This window comes from Thalassolituus sp. (assembly GCF_984348125.1).
Genome location: NZ_CFHJLR010000016.1, coordinates 44,692 through 61,955 on the forward strand (window position 1 = coordinate 44,692; position 17,264 = coordinate 61,955).

General features: G+C 52.9%; 16 protein-coding genes. 9 read left to right on the forward strand and 7 right to left on the reverse strand.

Features of this window, described 5'->3' with window-relative positions:
- Nucleotides 1-16 precede the first annotated feature (16 nt).
- From AC5E51_RS12040 to AC5E51_RS12050, 3 genes are all read left to right on the forward strand, one after another.
- Nucleotides 17-1,114 carry a hypothetical protein gene (locus tag AC5E51_RS12040; RefSeq protein ID WP_491778641.1) on the forward strand — a complete coding sequence of 366 codons (1,098 nt, stop codon included), beginning with the start codon at nt 17-19 and terminating at the stop codon, nt 1,112-1,114.
- Entirely contained in the window at nt 1,111-1,335 is a 225-nt protein-coding gene (locus tag AC5E51_RS12045) for a DUF2835 domain-containing protein (RefSeq protein WP_245820026.1), read from the forward strand. The genes AC5E51_RS12040 and AC5E51_RS12045 overlap by 4 nt, the downstream gene beginning before the upstream one ends.
- An 89-nt stretch (nt 1,336-1,424) precedes the next feature.
- Nucleotides 1,425-2,444: a quinone-dependent dihydroorotate dehydrogenase gene (locus AC5E51_RS12050; RefSeq protein ID WP_068437826.1), complete on the forward strand. Its 1,020-nt coding sequence runs from the start codon at nt 1,425-1,427 to the stop codon at nt 2,442-2,444.
- 125 nt (nt 2,445-2,569) lie between these two features.
- Here AC5E51_RS12050 and rmf read toward each other — a convergent pair whose 3' ends face one another.
- Nucleotides 2,570-2,764 carry a ribosome modulation factor gene (gene rmf, locus AC5E51_RS12055; RefSeq protein WP_068437823.1) on the reverse strand — a complete coding sequence of 65 codons (195 nt, stop codon included), beginning with the start codon at nt 2,762-2,764 and terminating at the stop codon, nt 2,570-2,572.
- Nucleotides 2,765-2,925: 161 nt separating this feature from the next.
- On the opposite strand from rmf, the gene rlmKL reads away from it, so the two are divergent.
- The 3 genes from rlmKL (at nt 2,926) to AC5E51_RS12070 (ending at nt 7,137) form a co-directional block, all read left to right on the forward strand.
- The gene (gene rlmKL, locus AC5E51_RS12060; protein WP_491778642.1) at nt 2,926-5,076 is read left to right on the forward strand and encodes a bifunctional 23S rRNA (guanine(2069)-N(7))-methyltransferase RlmK/23S rRNA (guanine(2445)-N(2))-methyltransferase RlmL; all 2,151 of its coding nucleotides are present in this window, start codon (nt 2,926-2,928) and stop codon (nt 5,074-5,076) included.
- Nucleotides 5,077-5,111: 35 nt separating this feature from the next.
- Nucleotides 5,112-5,609: a pyridoxamine 5'-phosphate oxidase family protein gene (locus AC5E51_RS12065; RefSeq protein WP_068437816.1), complete on the forward strand. Its 498-nt coding sequence runs from the start codon at nt 5,112-5,114 to the stop codon at nt 5,607-5,609.
- Between the two features lie 304 nt (nt 5,610-5,913).
- Nucleotides 5,914-7,137 (forward strand): ammonium transporter, encoded by a 1,224-nt coding sequence (locus AC5E51_RS12070; protein WP_297530617.1) that lies wholly within the window; start codon nt 5,914-5,916, stop codon nt 7,135-7,137.
- A 121-nt stretch (nt 7,138-7,258) separates the two neighbouring features.
- Here the strand turns inward: AC5E51_RS12070 and cobB are convergent, their stop codons facing one another.
- Both cobB and AC5E51_RS12080 read right to left on the reverse strand, forming a co-directional pair.
- Nucleotides 7,259-7,954 (reverse strand): Sir2 family NAD+-dependent deacetylase, encoded by a 696-nt coding sequence (gene cobB, locus AC5E51_RS12075; protein WP_297530593.1) that lies wholly within the window; start codon nt 7,952-7,954, stop codon nt 7,259-7,261.
- Nucleotides 7,954-9,111 carry a patatin-like phospholipase family protein gene (locus AC5E51_RS12080; protein ID WP_273091900.1) on the reverse strand — a complete coding sequence of 386 codons (1,158 nt, stop codon included), beginning with the start codon at nt 9,109-9,111 and terminating at the stop codon, nt 7,954-7,956. The genes cobB and AC5E51_RS12080 overlap by 1 nt, the downstream gene beginning before the upstream one ends.
- 89 nt (nt 9,112-9,200) lie before the next feature.
- Between AC5E51_RS12080 and AC5E51_RS12085 the strand changes: the two genes are divergently transcribed.
- Nucleotides 9,201-9,893 (forward strand): riboflavin synthase, encoded by a 693-nt coding sequence (locus AC5E51_RS12085; RefSeq protein ID WP_068436223.1) that lies wholly within the window; start codon nt 9,201-9,203, stop codon nt 9,891-9,893.
- Here the strand turns inward: AC5E51_RS12085 and AC5E51_RS12090 are convergent.
- Nucleotides 9,868-10,107, reverse strand: coding sequence for a glutaredoxin family protein (locus AC5E51_RS12090; RefSeq protein ID WP_068437806.1), 240 nt, complete (start codon nt 10,105-10,107; stop codon nt 9,868-9,870). The genes AC5E51_RS12085 and AC5E51_RS12090 overlap by 26 nt on opposite strands.
- 29 nt (nt 10,108-10,136) lie before the next feature.
- Between AC5E51_RS12090 and AC5E51_RS12095 the strand changes: the two genes are divergently transcribed.
- Nucleotides 10,137-10,895, forward strand: coding sequence for a sulfite exporter TauE/SafE family protein (locus AC5E51_RS12095; protein WP_297530599.1), 759 nt, complete (start codon nt 10,137-10,139; stop codon nt 10,893-10,895).
- Here the strand turns inward: AC5E51_RS12095 and AC5E51_RS12100 are convergent.
- From AC5E51_RS12100 to hrpB, 3 genes are all read right to left on the reverse strand, one after another.
- On the reverse strand, nt 10,876-13,833 hold the full coding sequence (locus AC5E51_RS12100) for a tandem-95 repeat protein (protein WP_491778643.1): 2,958 nt from the start codon (nt 13,831-13,833) through the stop codon (nt 10,876-10,878). The two genes, AC5E51_RS12095 and AC5E51_RS12100, sit on opposite strands and share 20 nt — an antisense overlap.
- A gap of 133 nt (nt 13,834-13,966) precedes the next feature.
- A complete protein-coding gene (locus AC5E51_RS12105; RefSeq protein ID WP_491778644.1) occupies nt 13,967-14,377 on the reverse strand; it encodes a hypothetical protein in 411 nt (136 codons plus the stop codon).
- A 104-nt stretch (nt 14,378-14,481) separates the two neighbouring features.
- Nucleotides 14,482-16,920, reverse strand: a complete 2,439-nt coding sequence (gene hrpB / locus AC5E51_RS12110; RefSeq protein ID WP_491778645.1) for an ATP-dependent helicase HrpB — start codon at nt 16,918-16,920, stop codon at nt 14,482-14,484.
- Between the two features lie 52 nt (nt 16,921-16,972).
- Between hrpB and AC5E51_RS12115 the strand changes: the two genes are divergently transcribed.
- Nucleotides 16,973-17,185, forward strand: coding sequence for a tRNA (uracil-5-)-methyltransferase (locus AC5E51_RS12115; protein ID WP_297530609.1), 213 nt, complete (start codon nt 16,973-16,975; stop codon nt 17,183-17,185).
- Nucleotides 17,186-17,264 lie beyond the last annotated feature (79 nt).

A 17,264-nucleotide genomic window follows, 5' to 3' on the forward strand; every position in this document is an offset into this window, starting at 1 on the left:
GGCGTGTATTCAGGTTTTGATCAGACTACTAGTTCTTCCTTTTCTGCTGTCCAATTTTCTACCTTTGATTGCGAAAGCGGCAGAGGTTGATCATTTCAGCCAGTTGCCTGCCGTGGACATGGCCGATAGCCGATCGCTTCTTAATGCAGAGGTTGCGCAGCGGATTGACCGTGCTCTGGTACGAGCTAACCGCAATGCCCCACACCTCAAGCCCCGTAAAGTTCAGCGTGTTCCCAAGCAGTCGCGTTGTGATGTGGACCGTCTCTACGACTCTTTCCGTGTGTTGTTGGCCCGGCCAATTGTGGGTCAGGTCGAATCGTTTGCTGAGCAGCACCCTGATCTCGATCGTATTCGAATGACCCTTCCGGATTCCATCTATCGCGATTTCACCTGGCCGCATTCTCCGACCCTCGTTCTGTCTGAGCGGGTGGCGTCAGTCGTTCGTGTCGGCGAGCACTTTGTCGGTACGGATAAGTTCGGACACTTTTTTACTGAGGGTTTCAGCTATTTTCGCGAAACGGAGAGGATGACTCTGCCATTGAAGCACGCCCTTCTGTTCGGGGAGTGGACTGAGTCAGTCTATTTCGGCGCTGAAACGACAGGGGTTTACTCGTTTGCTGATCTGGTCGCTAATTTTAACGGCCTCAGGTTCTGGAATCGGATTCTGTCGGAGTACCCGGACCCTCTGTCGGAACGGGCCCTTCCGCCTTATGTTGCCTGTGAAGATGAAAAGTGGGTCGTCGCGGCAAAGTTCGATTGGCGTGAGTACATTGATCCGGCCTGGAATGAGAGTGTTAACTGCTCGATGATGCGTACACTCGGCCTGCTCGAGAAAGTACTGAATACCGGGCCTGTGTGTAATCCAACGCTGCTGCCCTGGCAGCGTTATGGCGAACTGGCGCCTGTGCTTATTAACCAGCACGGTCTTGCAGTGCTTCCGGATTATCTTCAGCCCGAGGTTATTCTGACTCAGCGTCACCCTGAACTTATGACCGAAAGCCGTATTTCCTGGATAAAAGGCGTTCGGGAGTGGCTGGAAAAGTGGCGTATCCGGCAGGATGTGAAGCGTGAACAACGTGCGGTTGCGGGCGATCGGCAGGGAGTCGCACCATGATGCAACGAATCATTGTCGACCTGAATATCAGCAGCGATGAGTATCTCCGCTACTATCAGGGTGATGCCCGGACGGTACTGGCGTATTCAACTGACGGCAGGAAAGTACGCTTCCCGGCAGGTGTGCTGCAGCGCGTTGTTACCCGTGATGGTGTGCGCGGACGCTTTGCGATTCTGTTTAACCAGCAAGGCAAATTCGAGGGAATTGAGCGCGTCGGCTGACTTTTTAGCCGAGAGGGATCTACAGCGGCAGCATTAGTCCCTATAATGCGCGCAAATCTATTATCACCCTGATGTATTGAGAGATAGCTATGAGTTGGTACAGCCTTGCCCGACAGTTCCTGTTTATGATGGATGGAGAAACATCCCATGATCTGGGGCTGAAGATGCTGGGCAGAGCTGAGAAGCTTGGTGTACTGGGTTTGTTGGCTAAGAAGGTGCCAGACCAGCCAGTAACCGTTGCTGGAATCACCTTTCCGAACCCGGTCGGCTTGGCGGCGGGGCTGGATAAAAATGGCGATTACATTGATGCTTTTGCGCGCCTGGGGTTTGGTTTCATTGAGATCGGTACTATCACACCGCGTCCACAGCCTGGTAACCCAAAGCCGCGTCTGTTCCGTTTGCCGGAAGAGCGCGCCATCATCAACCGCATGGGCTTCAACAATAAAGGTGTTGATCACCTCGTTGAGCAAGTAAAGAAAGCGAAGTTTAAAGGTGTGCTGGGCATCAACATCGGCAAGAACTTTGACACCGCTGTTGAAGATGCGACGTCCGATTACCTGATCTGCCTTGAGAAGGTCTATCAGTACGCCACGTATATCACGGTCAATATCTCTTCACCGAATACACCAGGGCTGCGCACCTTGCAGTACGGCGATGCACTACGTGACCTGCTGATGCCGCTGAAAGCGCGTCAGGCCGAGCTGGCAAAAGAGCATGGCTACAAGCCAATCTTCGTGAAGATTGCGCCCGATATGGAAGACGCAGAAATTGATACTGTGGCGCAGACGCTTCTCGATTGTGAAATCGACGGCGTCATTGCGACCAACACCACCTTGTCTCGTGAAGGCGTTGAAGGTTCTAAGCATGGCGCTGAGGCTGGTGGTTTATCCGGCGCGCCGGTGACCGATCTTTCAACCATGACCATTGAGCGCCTGTGTGGTGTGCTGGGCGATCGTCTGCCGGTGATCGGCGTTGGCGGTATTCTTGAAGGTGAAGACGCGGTTGATAAAGTACGTGCAGGCGCATCTCTGGTGCAGGTTTACTCTGGCTTTATTTATCGTGGTCCAGAGCTGATCGGTGAGTGTGTACGCTCTCTCAGTAAAGCCTGATCGACACTGATTAAATAACAGCAGATAAAAAGCCCGGCAAAGCCGGGCCAAGCTCCCCGGGTGGGGGAGGCGTGAGTCTGACGAAACTCGTCAGGAGTGGAGTAAAATTCTTCAGTGGCGGGTAATTACACCGCCATTCGATGAATACCAGAAACGCCGGTATAACCATCCCAGTTGTCTTCGCGTCCGGATCGCCAACCAGCCATCCAGTCGTCGTGTGTTGGGCCTGCTGGGGCCAGATCTTTGGAGCGGCGTTCTACGCCTGCCCGGTAGCCACGTGCAAAGGCTCTTTCCTGCATGTCGCGTTTCTGTCTTTTCATAGAGTTGCTTCCTCGCTGTTATTAAAACATCGGTTAGCCACAGAAAAATCGGCGGACCACGTATAGTTGTACCGTGACAACACGGTGAATGTTAATGAATTATTTCTTCTAAGTGATAAGGTTTTAGCGCCTTTTCGCTATTACCCTGAGTGTATGAATGTATGAGTGACGTAGAATATAACGATCCAAATACCAATTGGCTGGCTGTCTGTGCAAAAGGCACCGAGGCACTGCTGGCCGATGAAATCAGACACTTAGGCGGAAGTGTTGATAAAGAAAGCCACATTGGCGTCTATTGGCACGGTGATCTTGAAGCGGCGTACCGGGTGTGTTTATGGTCACGTCTCGCCAGCCGATTGCTGCTTCCATTACTGGAATGTCAGGTAGAAAGCGCCGATGAAATGTTCAAAATGGCGAAGACGGTCGACTGGCCCTCTTTATTTCCTGTTGAAGCCACGTTCCGTATCGATTTTCACGGCAGCAGTCGTTTTATCAACAACACTCAGTTTGGTGCGCAGCGCATCAAAGATGCGGTGGTCGATGTCTTCCGTGAGCAGACGGGCGTGCGTCCATCGGTCGATAAGTCGGGTGATATCCGTATCGAAGCCCAGTTGCGCAAAGGGCGTCTGTCGCTGTTTCTGAATGTCTCCGGGGACAGCCTCCACCGTCGGGGCTATCGCCTGCAGCCGGGTAAAGCACCGCTGAAAGAAAACCTGGCCGCGGCCCTGCTGATCCGTGCGGGTTGGCCTGAGTTGGCAAAAGAGGGCAAGACCCTCGTTGATCCTATGTGTGGCTCCGGCACCTTGCTGATTGAAGCCGGGCTCATGGCCGCAGATGTTGCACCAGGGCTTAACCGACAGGGTTGGGGTTTCGATCGCTGGAAGAGTCATGAGCGTAAGCTCTGGATGAAGCTGGTTGATGAAGCGCGCCAGCGTCGTACCGATGACATCAATGCTATGAAGAACCGTCTGTATGGCTTTGATATTGATTCTGAGCAGCTGAATGCGGCAAACAAGAACCTGGAGCGTTCAGGTCTGGCTGGCAAGGTGCATCTGGAGCGCCGCGATATTAACGATCTGCGCGTGCAGAAAGAGGTGATACAGCAGGGCGGTATGGTGATTTCTAACCCGCCTTATGGTGAGCGCCTGAGCGAACTACCTCAGCTGGCGCCTCTGTATCAGCAACTGCATGATGCCACGATGAAATTACCTGAGTGGCGTGTTGCTATCTTTACCGGCAATACGGACCTGGCCCGCGCTATCCGTCGTCCTCTTGATAAACAATATAAGTTTATGAACGGCAAAATCGAAACCAAGCTGTTGGTCTTCGGCGCCGCTGATGAACGTTCCTCTCGACCGCAGCCAACGGCCATTCGTGGCCCGGTAGAGGCGTTTGCCAATCGTTTGAAGAAGAACATGAAGAACCTCGGTAAGTGGGCAAACCGCGAGAACGTTCATTGTTACCGCATTTACGATGCGGATATTCCGGAATACGCGGTGGCGGTCGATCGCTACGAAGACTGGCTCCACGTTCAGGAATACGTGCCGCCTAAATCGATTGACCCTCAGGTCGCCGAGAAACGTCTGCTGGATGTTCTGGCAGCCTTACCTGAAGTCACTGGCGTACCTGCGGAGCAGATTGTTCTTAAGCGTCGTGAACGTCAGAGTGGTAAACGTCAGTACGAAAAGCAGAGCGATGAAAAGCGCACCATGAGCGTCCGCGAAGGGCAGGTGAATGTGCTGGTGAATCTTCGTGACTATCTCGATACAGGCTTGTTCCTTGATCACCGGCCGACACGTCTGCATATCGCGAAACAGGCGGGCGGTAAGCGTTTCCTTAACCTGTTCTGCTATACGGCGACCGCGTCGCTGCATGCCGCGGTAGCCGGGGCAAAGACGACCAGTGTGGACATGTCGCGGACTTACCTCAACTGGGGGCGTGATAATTTCCGTGCTAATGATCTGAACCCGGACGGGCACAGTTTTATTCAGGCCGACTGCCTGCAGTGGCTGAAAGACGACACCGGCGAGTACGATCTTATCTTTATGGACCCGCCGACTTTTTCAAACTCGAAGCGTATGGAAGGCGTACTCGATATTCAGCGTGACCACGTTGACCTGATCCGCATGGCGATGGACCGGCTGGCACCGGGCGGAACACTGATCTTCTCTAACAACCTGCGTAAGTTCAGCCTCGACCGTGAAGCCCTGTCAGAGTTCAGCATCCGGGATGTGACTGGCAAGTCGATCCCTAAGGACTTCGAACGTCGCCAGAATATTCATGTGTGTTTTGAAATTTCGCACGGCAATTAAACTTTAAGTTTAGCTTAACCAGGGAGGGTTAAAGCATGTCATTAAAATCGAACTGGCCACAAATCAAACGCACGTTAGAGCAGTCGCAGACCTCAGCAGTGCACTGCTCTATTGCGACGGTCTGTCCTGACGGTACTCCGCATATTACCCCTGTCGGCACGGTATTCCTCCGTGATGATCAGACAGGGTTCTTCTTCGATCACTACGCAGTGTCATTGGGTGAGAACATAGACTCGAACCCAAGCGTCTGCGTGTCGGCAGTAAATGTGGGGCGCTGGTTCTGGCTTAAGTCGCTGCTAACAGGACGTTTTGCCTCGGAACCCGGAGTCCGGCTCTACGGCAAAGCTGGCCCGGCACGGCCAGCCACGTCTGAAGAACTCCAGATGATTCATAAACGCGTTGCTTCGACCCAGTGGTTGAAGGGAGCACGGATGCTCTGGAGTGATTTTGAGATAGTCAGAGACATCGAGTTTACTGATTTTAGGCCCGTGGCCTATCCAATGATGATGGATGGGATGTGGCCTGCAGATTGAATGCACTATTGAAGTGCAATCACATTTTCTGTGTTAGATGTTGGTGCCATATTGGGGTGGGTTTGGTTGATCATTCTTTTCGCGTACGAATTCCTGCATCACGCTAGCGCACGTCAGCTCTATAGTTGTGCGTTTTCTATTGCTCGATTGTCGCAAAGTGGACAAAGTGGCACGCCTTCTGCTTAAACGTTCCCCTATCGAAGGATTCTAATGGGCTTTTGCCCTGATGTTGCGCAAAGGGCACCGCTAGAGTGCGCCGCGCCAAATACACATTTAACGAACTATCAGAGGACAACTCGTGGATATCACAGGTATCAACTCCGCTGTCGAAACTCTTATGTACAGCGCGAACACAATGTTTATTCTGCTGGGTGCCATCATGGTACTGGCGATGCACGCGGGCTTCGCATTTCTAGAGGTCGGTACAGTACGTCATAAGAACCAGGTAAATGCTCTGGTAAAAATCATTACTGATTTCGGTATCTCAACCATTGCCTATTTCTTCATCGGTTATCAGGTAGCCTACGGCATGGATTTCTTCGCCAGTGCTGCGGAGCTGACTGAAAACAATGGCTATGAGCTGGTGAAGTTCTTCTTCCTGCTGACCTTTGCGGCGGCAATTCCAGCCATTATTTCTGGTGGTATTGCTGAGCGTGCGAAGTTTTACCCAATTCTGATTGCTTCTGCCCTGACGGTTGCATTCGTATATCCATTTTTTGAAGGCATCATCTGGAACGGGAATGCCGTTTTTGGTTTCAGCCTGCAAGCATGGTTAGAAGAAACGTACGGTGCTGGCTTCCACGATTTCGCAGGCTCAGTCGTTGTGCACGGTGTTGGTGGCTGGATTGCCTTTGCAGCTGTCTTCCTGCTGGGCGCTCGTCGTGGCCGTTACCGTGACGGTAAAGTCACCGCGTTCGCGCCATCAAACATTCCGTGGTTGGCTATGGGCGCGTGGATTCTGACTGTTGGCTGGTTTGGCTTTAACGTGATGTCAGCGCAAACGCTGGATGGCATTTCAGGTCTGGTTGCTGTTAACAGCCTGATGGCGATGGTTGGCGGTGTTGTTGTTGCAATGATCGTTGGTCGCAATGACCCGGGCTTTATCCACAACGGTCCTCTGGCAGGTCTGGTTGCTGTGTGTGCGGGTTCAGACGTTCTGCATCCCATAGGTGCTCTGCTGGTCGGTGGTGTTGCTGGTGCGCTGTTTGTGTGGGTATTCACTCTGGCTCAGAACAAGTTCCCTAAATTCGATGACGTACTTGGTGTATGGCCTCTGCACGGCCTGTGTGGCGCGTGGGGCGGCATTGCCTGCGGTATCTTCGGCACAGAAGCAATGGGCGGCCTTGGTGGCGTCAGCCTGATGTCACAGCTGATTGGTACTGTTGCTGGTATCGCAGTCGCTCTGATTGGTGGTTTTATCGTGTACGGTCTGGTGAAGGCTGTATCGGGTATTCGCCTGAGCGAAGAAGAAGAGTTCAACGGTGCTGACCTGTCGATCCATAAGATTGGTTCGACTAACAACGACTGATTTTCAGTACTGTTGAAAAAACCCGCTTCGGCGGGTTTTTTTATGCCTGTATTCTTTGAGGTGGGTAAGCAGGAGCCTCAGCTGGTTGTAGATAGAGCCTCGGCTGATTGTAGATAGAGCCTCAGCTGATTGTAGATAGAAACTCAGCGACCTTAACTGAGGCCGGGCCGTGTAAGGCTTCCTGAAACGCATCGGCGCCACGTGAAGGCTCCAGGTTTATTTCTACCGTTCTGGCATTAACGCTGTTAGCTACCTCTACAAATCCGGCTGCTGGGTAGACGTTGCCAGAAGTACCGATACTGATGAACAGGTCGCATTTCTCTAACGCTTGATAGATTTCATCCATGTATAACGGCATTTCGCCGAACCAGACGATATGTGGTCTCAAGCTGGCGGTACCACAGCATTCACATAGGCTGGTTGCTTCAATATCTGCCTGCTGACTATGGATTTTCCCGGTGGTGAGGCAACGCGATTTTTTCAGTTCACCATGCATATGTATGAGGTTCTGTGAGCCAGCCTCATGATGCAGATGGTCAACATTCTGTGTCACCAGTAAAAAGTCACCGGCAAATTCCTTTTCGAATTCAGCAAGAGCAATGTGAGCAGGGTTGGGTTTGACGTCAGCAAGTTGCGCCCGGCGACCGTTGTAGAAGCGCTGAACCAGCGCGGGGTCACGCTCGAAGGCCTCTGGCGTTGCTACATCTTCGAGGCGGTGGTTTTCCCACAGGCCGCCATTATCCCGGAACGTATTAATGCCTGATTCGGCTGAAATGCCCGCGCCAGTCAGTACGACAATTCGTTTCGGAGTGCTCATTACTTTTCTTCCTCAAAATGATCTGAGAAAAATCCGCGAATTTCATCGGCGCGTTGCATGGCATCGCTATAACCGAGGTCAATCAGTGCTTTACAGAAGCCTTTAGAAAACAGCAAGTAACTGAGAATACCTGATCCGTTCTGGCCTGCGTTACCACTGCCACCCAAGGTCATTTTCAGGGCTTTAGGAATTTCAGCAGCATGCTCGCCAGCAATCTGATCAATGGAACGGCTTGGATTGATTTCCAGTAACTCAATGGGTTTGAGCTCCATTCCTGCTTCCTTTCGAACATCTTCAGGAATACTGGTCAGAGTCCGGTTAATACGGCGCAGGCGCTCGACATCGGTTTCCATACTGTCGAGGAAAGCGGCATTTAACATATGACCCATGACCTTCGCCGGGCTTGGATAAGCCGCCGGAGGTTTCACGTGATCTTTACGCTTATGGGCGATACCCGAAACACCAATCACCATAACTTTCTCTGCACCCAGATGAAGTGCAGGGCTGATCGGCGCAAGCTGGCGAACTGCGCCATCGGCAAAATATTCGCCGTGTAATTTAACCGCAGGAAATATCATTGGAATCGCTGAAGACGCCATGAGGTGGTCAAGCGTTATTCGCGTACGTTTTCCAATCCGACGGTGACGGTTCCAGTTGGTAATACTGTAATGCCCTTGGAAAAAAGCGACTGACTCTCCAGTTTCAAGGCCCGAGCAGTTAACCGCGATCGCATGAAGTGCGCCGTTATCAATAGCGCCCTGAATCTGGTCGAATTTAATGGCTTCGCCGAGTAGTTCCCGTAATGGCTGATTATTGAGCAGCGACACTGGATCATTTTTAAATCGTTTTCCCATGACCATTGAGCGCGCCATTCTCAATATGCCGTGTGAAACTCCGAGAAAATCGGTGCGGTAAATATGATCAGGGGTGAAGTGCATCCATATTCGTTCGAGGTGCTTAATACCAATCCGGTAATTTTCTGCATAACTGGCAAGTGCTACGCCGTTAATCGCACCTGCAGATGTTCCTGAGATAACATCGAACGGATTGTAGTGGCCTTTGGGGAGAATTTTATGGATAGCTTTTAATACACCGACCTGGTACGCAGCTCGGGCACCACCACCAGACAGAATCAGCCCTGATTTTTTAACGTCCAAAATCACCTTCCAGAGGGTCGTTCGACTTTTATGAATAAGCCCCGAGTATAGTGCATAATGGCCACAACTGTGATGACCCGAGGCCCGAAATGTTCACTGGAATTGTGCAGACCCGACTTGCTGTTGCTGATGTTCTCAAGAAGGAGGATTTCGCGACCTTTATTTTTGATTTCTCTGATGAGCTTGTTGATGGGCTTGTGATTGGAGCTTCTGTTGCTATCAACGGCACCTGTCTGACGGCACGGGAAATTATTCCGGCCAGCTCTGGGAGTGGTGCTGGTAGTAGCACTGGTAGCCGTGTGAGTTTTGACGCTATTGGTCAAACCCTTAAGGTCACCAACCTTGGCGACCTGAAGGCTGGAAGTATCGTGAATATTGAACGTGCAGCTAAGTTCGGTGATGAGATTGGCGGTCATCTGCTATCGGGCCACGTCATGCAGCAGATTAGGGTCGTTGAGGTTATTGAGACTGCGAATAATCTGGTGGTGTGGATGGAGCGGCCGGATAATCTCGCTCCTTATCTGTTAGATAAAGGCTATGTCGCACTTAACGGTTGCAGCCTGACAATCGCGGAAGTGGCTGGCGACCGCTTTGCTGTGCATCTGATCCCTGAGACTCGTGACGTAACCACCTTCGGCCTGGTGGGTGTGGGGGATATGATCAATGTAGAGGTCGACCCGCAGACACAGGCGGTTGTAGATACCGTTCAGCGTCTGCTTGGTTCATCTGAGGCGTTAGGTTCGCTGCTGGAGACAATCAGAGCGACTTCAGATAACGGATAATATCGCCGGATTCGTACATCCATTCCTGAGTTTCACCGTCGTCAATCAGCAGGCAGGGCACCGTGGTACGACCGGTTGCTTCCTGCTGTTGCTTTCGGTATTCGTTATTTTGCATTACGTTGCGCTTTTCTACGTCAACACTGAAGCTCGGCAGTGCCATAAGAACGCGCTGACAGAATGGGCAATAGTCGTGATAGTAGAGAGCGTAAGTCATGCAGGGGTATCCCTTTAACTGAGAATTCTATGGTCGAGTATACAGAACATTTGGTCTTGTTTCTTATTGCCGTTGTTGCCAACTGGTTTTCAGCATTGGCTGGTGGTGGAGCCGGCTTGATTCAGTTGCCTATTCTGATTTTCATGGGGCTGCCTTTTTCGCTGGCGCTGGCGACACATAAAATCGCGACAGTTGCTCTTGGTCTTGGGGCGACAATGCGGCACCTGAGAGAAGGGCATCTCGATAAACTGATTCTGCTGGTTATCTTTCTTGCGGGTGCACCGGGTGTTGTTCTGGGCGCGCTCTTTATTCTTGACGTGAACGGGCGCCATGCGGAAATCGCGCTCGGTATCCTGACGCTGATGCTGTCTTTGTATTCCTGGTTTCGTCCTGAGCTGGGGTTATCTACCTCAGAAAAACATCGTGACGTTACCGGGCTGGCCATCGGCGCAGTGGGTTTGTTTATCATCGGCTTTGCCAATGGCGCCTTATCCGCAGGGTCCGGCCTGTTCGTTACACTCTGGCTCGTGTACTGGTTCGGTCTTGAGTACAAACTCGCGGTCGCTCAGACACTGGTCGCGGTGGGGCTGGGGTGGAATGGCACGGGAGCTGTAACTATGGGGGCGGTCGCTGAAGTGAAGTGGGACTGGATTCCTGCTTTGATTGCCGGTTCGCTGGTGGGCGGCTACCTTGGTGCGCATACCTCTATACAGTCGGGTAATCTGCTGATTAAGCGACTGTATGAGGTCATTACATTGCTGGTAGGCCTTAAGCTGCTCTGGGGCTGAGTAAACGACGTCTAAGGCCCAGCAGTATCAGTGTTGCCCAAATCCCGACAGCGCCGGCGCCGGTTGCTGAGTCGTCATCGGCTTCTGTGATCAAGGTGATATCGACAATTTCAGAGCTGGCAGCTGGGTTGAGGTTCACGGTGACCGGTGGTAGGGCGCTGTGGTCAACGGTCATGCTCTCCGGCAGTGCGCTCGCCAGAGTTGACATCCACTCATACTCAACTCGGGTATTGCTCAATTCGTTCAGGTCCGCCAATGACTGGCTACCGTCGCTGAGATTAATCCGGACTTCGGGCAGTTCAGAGTCAAAGTTGAAGCCCTGCGCCTGAATCAGACCGGTGAGCGTGTATGACACTGCTGCCGGTTCAAGTGTCACAGAAACTGCGTTGGTATTGGCCGGCACCTGCAGTTCTTCTGAACTGAACTCATCCCCGTCTATTTCAATGTCTACCGCAGTCGCTGGTAGTGTGATGGTTGCTCGTCCATTGGCATCTGTTTCACTGTCTGCGTCCAGGCCCCATCCTTCAACTCTTTCGTCTGTGATGGTGATGTCCGCGCCAGCAACCGGGCGGCCACTGTCGTCCCTCACCGTAATAGTCACTGTGCGACTTGCGACGATACTGAGGTTGAGTTCGCTGTCTGGAATATTGCTTGCCGTTGCGGTTACTGTACCGTTGAGGATGGCACTCAGGGACAGGCCAACGCTGGCTCGATTGAAGTCTGCGGTGGAGTCCGGTGCATCGATAGAGGTCAGCGCAGCTCCCGTCGTATCGGTGAATGAGATTCCTCCCGTGGCTGACAGGCTGATGGTGGCTGCTGCACTGGCACCTTCGATATAGAGCGATGCAGAGTCGGTGCTTTGCAGTAGAGGGTCGACGGAGGCGGTCAGGCGAAGCGGACGCTCAACATAGAAGGTCGCTGTGTTGCCACTGCCGTCACTGACGTCGAGCGTATAGACTCCCGCGAAGGCACCCGAATCCGGCATGAGTAGAGATCCATTACTGATCAGCTCACTACCATCCTCACCGTTGAAGAAGGCGCTGATCGTGTAATTTCCGGTGCCGCCAGCCGGAGTGACTGTGAGCGCTCCGAGTGGGGCTTCATAGGTTGCTCCGTCATTGATTGATACGCCGCCAAGCGTCATTGTAATCGGCGGAACGGCTGATGGGTCTGTCAGCTCGACTGAAAAGCTGGTATCGGCGCTGAGGGTGCCGTCAGACACTGTGACTGTAATCGTCGTGGTCGCGGAGTTTGCGGTCGCTGCAGTGACTGTCAGGGTTGAGCCGCTTACCGCAACGGTCGCGACGCCCGTATCGGCTGATACGGCACTGAAGGTCAGGCTGTCGCCGTCGATGTCGGTTGCAGTCAGCGTGATTGTGGTTGAAGTGTCTTCTGGGATTGTCAGATCTGATACCGCCGACAGTACAGGCGCATCATTGATGTTGTTGACCGTCACCGTGAAGGTTTCAGAGTCGCTCAGACTGCCATCTGACACGCTGACCGTTACGCTGCCGGAGCCTGTGAAGTCTGTCGTCGGGTTGATACTGAGAGTGTTGCCACTCACAGACGCTCCCAGTGCCGCTGTTGCGCTATCCAGCTGGTAGGTCAGGGAGTCTCCGTCGACGTCACTCGCACTCAGCGTGACAGAGGTGCTCGATTCTTCGTTAACCGTCTGGGTTCCGATACTGGCCAATACTGGCGTGTCGTTGACTGGGGTGACCGTCACCGTGATGGTTTCTGAGTCAGTGTCTTCGCCATCTGTGACGTTAACTGTGAGGGTTCCTGAACCGTTGAAATCAGCAGTTGGATTGATGTTAAGCGTGGTACCACTAATGCTGGCACCGAGTGCGGCACTGTTGGCACCCAGAGAGTAAGTGAGGGAGTCAGCATCCGCGTCCGTCGCCGAAAGAGCGACATTCAGGCTGCCGTCTTCGCTGAGCGAGCGATTACCTATGACACTCAGAGACGGAGGGCTGTTCGGAGCATTCGCTGCATTGTAGCTCCAGCCAATATCAACGAGCAGTTGCTCTGCGAGCCCTTCGGTGTCAAGAAACTCGGTATATTGTGGCTCCATCAATTCATTTGGAGTCATTGCGGTATCGAAGTGAGAAACCGATGAGCCAGGCTTATACGAACCCGGCGCGTACATCTGTACCTCGCCTGAGTTGATGCCTGATGAGTAATTGCCTGATTCTGCATTGGCTTCAGTTCCGCTCCAGACCAGATTTGTACCACTGCGCATGACATTTGAGCGTGTTCCAGCAGCCTGATCTGTCAGCATCTGGCCGGTAGACGCGTCTTTGAGCTTGTAGGTGTAGGGATCGAAACCTTCAACAAATCCTTCCAATGTGCTCCAGCCGCCACCACTGTTCCCATCAGATTGTAGAGTGCTGAGAAAGCCCATGCCGTGGAGAATTTCATGGAGAACTACTGATAATAAGGAGTTATCGTTTCCGCTGGGAGCATCGTAGCCGTAGTACCAGTTGGTATTGAACAGGCAGTTATCGTTGTTATCTATGGATGAATTGAACTGTGCATTGATCTCTACAGTGCCAGTGTCTGCGTCGTAGCCGACCTGCTGGTTATAGAGCGCATGTGGGGTGATGGTTCGTGTGCTGAAATTGTAATCAAATGCGGCTGGACCAGCCTGACCCAACACGGCGGAGCCGGAAGAGCAAGTGAGCGGATCGAAGCTTGAGCCTACTCTGACAGTTACCGCAATATCAAAGGTATTGTTGAGAATATCCGCTGCGCGCTGGAAAACATTGAGGCGCTGCTGGCCTAGCGCAGTCGCCGGGTTTCCGCCTACGGCAGAGACCGAGGTAGCATCATTGAATCCTTCACCGGCGGAATCATTATTGACGATGACGATGTTCGCCTGAGCGAGTGATGGGGCTGCCAACACCAGTGATGCGAATAGGCGGACGAGATATGTCACGGGAGCTACCTGCAGAGTTCTGTCATTACAGAGTAGCTCTGACGGAAACGCACACCAGTGCGTTTCCGTTAATCCATGTAAGCGTTGTTAGTGTCTCTGTGTTACGACAATGGGAAGCCCGGAGGATATATTGCTATTTCTCAGGGATTACCAAAGTTCCATCGGGAGTGATCTGGCGTTCGACCATACGTCGAGTACCGTCTTCGTCGATAACCATCATCATAACTGTTGACCATTGATTGGTCGGGTAAGCGGTGGCTCTGCCATTGCCGTGAATTACGACAGGAATCTCTGAAGCTGGAGCTCGCTGTTCTTCCAGATACTCTTCGAGCTCACTGGGTAGCTTACCCTCATGATCATGATTCTCATGAATATGCTCTCGTGAATTCTGAACTGTCCGTGCCGGAGCTTTGAGAGCTGGCTCTGCATTCTTGTAGAGAACGCTTCCACTTGTTTGGGGTACTTCGCCGACACGAGGCTGGCTTAAATAGACGATCGTAAGTACCGCAATGACAAGGGCTACAGCGAAAAGGACGGGGCGCATCTCAACTCCATAAGTAAACTCAGGACGGTCATGATATAAGCCTAGTCCAAAGAAAGTGCTTCACTGTGCCTTTAATAGCCTCGCTTTTCATCGATCACCTTTTGCTAAGATCTCCGTTTTGTAAATCTGGTTGCCTCAGCGGACAGAGGGTCTTCTGGCCATGGATGCTTTGGATAGCGACCGCGCATGTCTTTTCTTACATCAGCGTAGGTATGACGCCAGAAGTGCGGCAGATCCTGGGTGACCTGTAACGGCCGCTGCGCCGGTGACAGCAGGTGAATCATCAGAGGTAGCTGGCCATTAAGAATCGCAGGCTGCCCTTCGAAACCGAACATTTCCTGCAGTTTCACGGCCAGTACCGGCGGGTTCTGGCGGTAATCGATACGGATATTCGTGCCGCTCGGCACTGTGATATGAGTTGGCACCAGGGAGGCCAGCCCCTGTTGCTGATCCCATTCGAGCTGAGAAAGCAGTGCGCCGCACAGATTCAGTTTCTTCAGGTCGCGCTGGTGGCGGGCGCTGGTTAAGAAGGGCATCAGCCAGTCATCGAGCGTATTCAGCAGGGCCTCGTCAGAGACATCCGGCCAGCGCTCTGGCTGGAATTCATGAGCAAGTCGCAGCCGGCTTAACAGGTTCGTTGCAGAGTCATCCCAGTTCAGTACTTTCAGACCCTTGGCCAGAATCAGATCGCGCCAGGCCTGTTGCCAGTCATCGGCGGTCATTGTGTCGAGTTTCTTCGCCGATAGAATCAGTTTCCCCAGTCGCTGTTGTTCCTGCGCCTGAAGCTGGCCGTTATCGAGCCAGCGCACGTCGATATGGCGGCTGAGCATGTGCGGGTGGAGTTCAGTGAGTTGCGACATTGCTTGTTCAGAAAGTGTCGCCGCGGTGCGGACACGGTTCGGTTGTCCGGCGGCAATATCGGCACATGCAAGCAGCGGCTGACCAAGTAACGCACTGTCATCGGCCAGCGTGGCACCGGCACCGGAGGCTAGCAGATATTGAGTATCCGCTCCGCGTTTCTGACCGATACGATCCGGAAAAGCACAGCCGAGCAGAAAGCCGGTATCGGCGGGGGAGGTGTCTTTCTCAATATTGAGCTTCTGCATCAGGCGCTGGGCCATGGGCGCAACGCGGCTTTTCCAGCGAGAAGTCCCGCGAGCCTGTAGCAGTATGCGCTCAATATCATCGCCCTGACGCAGCAAGGCCGGTTCCTGCAACAGTGCCGCCAGCTCAGAGGCATTTTTACCGAAGCCAGCAGCCTCGCCACGGATCAGCATATTGGCGAGACGGGGCTCAAGGCCTGTAGTCAGGCAACGCTGCCCGTGATCGGTGAGCTGCTGATTTTCGAGAATATCTAGCATGCAAAGCAGATCCTGTGCCTGACTGAGGTGGCCTTTGGGCGGGGGCGTGAGCCAGTCCAGTTCATCCGCAGACGCTCCCCACTGCACCAGATCCAGCAGTAGAGGTGCCAGATCTGCGTCGTTAATTTCTGGGCGGATATGCGCCGGACGCTGTTGCATACTGGTTTCGGTATAGAGGCGATAACACACTCCGGGAGCCTGTCTTCCGGCACGACCAGCACGCTGTACCGCACTGGCCACAGAAATATCCTGTGTTACCAGCTCCTGCATACCGAGTGCTGCGCGAAAGCGCACGCGTTTTTCCAGCCCGCAATCAATCACAACGCGCACGCCGTCAATAGTGACGGAGCTTTCGGCGATATTGGTCGCCAGAATGACTTTGCGCTGGCCATTATCATCGGGGTTGAGTGCCTGCTTCTGCTCTTTGTCATTGAGCTGGCCGTGCAGTGGGGTAATCAGAATATTTCGGGTAGATTCAATTAACGAATTCTGTACCCGGGTTATCTCGCCTGCACCGGGCAGAAACACGAGAATATCGCCCTCCGTATCGCGCAGGGCTTCACCGATGACTCGACAAACGTGAGGCACCAAACGCTCATTGGCGTCGCGGGCAGGGCGGTAGTGCGTTTCGACAGCGAAGCTGCGGCCATCGGATTCGATGACAGGAGCGTTCAGCAGCTTTGCCAGCTCGAGAGCATCCAGCGTGGCCGACATCACCAGCAGTTTTAACTCGGGATTAAACACCTGTTGCGCCTGAAGACACAGCGCCAGCCCCTGATCTGAGGCCAGATTCCGTTCGTGGAATTCATCAAAAATAATCAGGCCGACATCCGTCAGTTCCGGATCGTCCAAGAGCACGCGGTTAAGAATACCTTCGGTAACCACTTCAATGCGGGTTTGCGCAGAGACTCTGTTCTCCAGCCGCATGCGGTAGCCGACGGTCTCACCGGCCTGTTCATTTAACTGGCGGGCCATAAAAGTTGCAGCGTTACGCGCAGCCACACGCCGTGGCTCCAGCATGAGGATTTTTTTCCCAGCAAGCCATGCTTCCTCAAGAAGAGCCAGAGGAACACGAGTCGTTTTACCGGCGCCGGGCTGAGCGATCAGCAGTGCATTATCATGGCTCTCTAAGGCTGCTCTCAGATCGTCAAGAACGGCATCAATCGGTAAAACTGTGGACATTGCACTCTTTTGCTACTGGAACTGACAGGTCGTGATGATAGCATGAAGGTGAATGATCGATATTGGCTCAGTGGAGGCAAGGTTGGCAGACTCGAAAGTAGTAGATTTCGCAAAAGCGGGTGAGAAGCACCGTGCGGAGCGCTCACACAAAGACAAAGAAGAAAAGGTCGAAGAGATGCGCAAGCGTTTTGAAGGGGCTCTGCCTACGAAGAAAACGCCCGTGAAAGATTTTTTACGCAAGAAGAAAGCAAAAAAGAAACGGTGATTTTTTAGAAATCCGAATTTCCTTCAGACACAAAAAAGCCGGCAATTGCCGGCTTTTTCGATTCAGTTTCTGGTGTTCT

Bases quoted from the DNA above. Each gene is read 5' to 3' on its own strand.
- rlmKL (WP_491778642.1), top strand. From the start codon at position 2,926: ATGAGTGACGTAGAATATAACGATCCAAATACCAATTGGCTGGCTGTC.
- AC5E51_RS12045 (WP_245820026.1), top strand. From the start codon at position 1,111: ATGATGCAACGAATCATTGTCGACCTGAATATCAGCAGCGATGAGTAT.
- cobB (WP_297530593.1), bottom strand. From the start codon at position 7,954: ATGAGCACTCCGAAACGAATTGTCGTACTGACTGGCGCGGGCATTTCA.
- AC5E51_RS12050 (WP_068437826.1), top strand. From the start codon at position 1,425: ATGAGTTGGTACAGCCTTGCCCGACAGTTCCTGTTTATGATGGATGGA.
- hrpB (WP_491778645.1), bottom strand. From the start codon at position 16,920: ATGTCCACAGTTTTACCGATTGATGCCGTTCTTGACGATCTGAGAGCA.
- AC5E51_RS12065 (WP_068437816.1), top strand. From the start codon at position 5,112: ATGTCATTAAAATCGAACTGGCCACAAATCAAACGCACGTTAGAGCAG.
- AC5E51_RS12105 (WP_491778644.1), bottom strand. From the start codon at position 14,377: ATGCGCCCCGTCCTTTTCGCTGTAGCCCTTGTCATTGCGGTACTTACG.
- AC5E51_RS12085 (WP_068436223.1), top strand. From the start codon at position 9,201: ATGTTCACTGGAATTGTGCAGACCCGACTTGCTGTTGCTGATGTTCTC.
- AC5E51_RS12090 (WP_068437806.1), bottom strand. From the start codon at position 10,107: ATGACTTACGCTCTCTACTATCACGACTATTGCCCATTCTGTCAGCGC.
- AC5E51_RS12095 (WP_297530599.1), top strand. From the start codon at position 10,137: ATGGTCGAGTATACAGAACATTTGGTCTTGTTTCTTATTGCCGTTGTT.
- rmf (WP_068437823.1), bottom strand. From the start codon at position 2,764: ATGAAAAGACAGAAACGCGACATGCAGGAAAGAGCCTTTGCACGTGGC.
- AC5E51_RS12115 (WP_297530609.1), top strand. From the start codon at position 16,973: ATGATCGATATTGGCTCAGTGGAGGCAAGGTTGGCAGACTCGAAAGTA.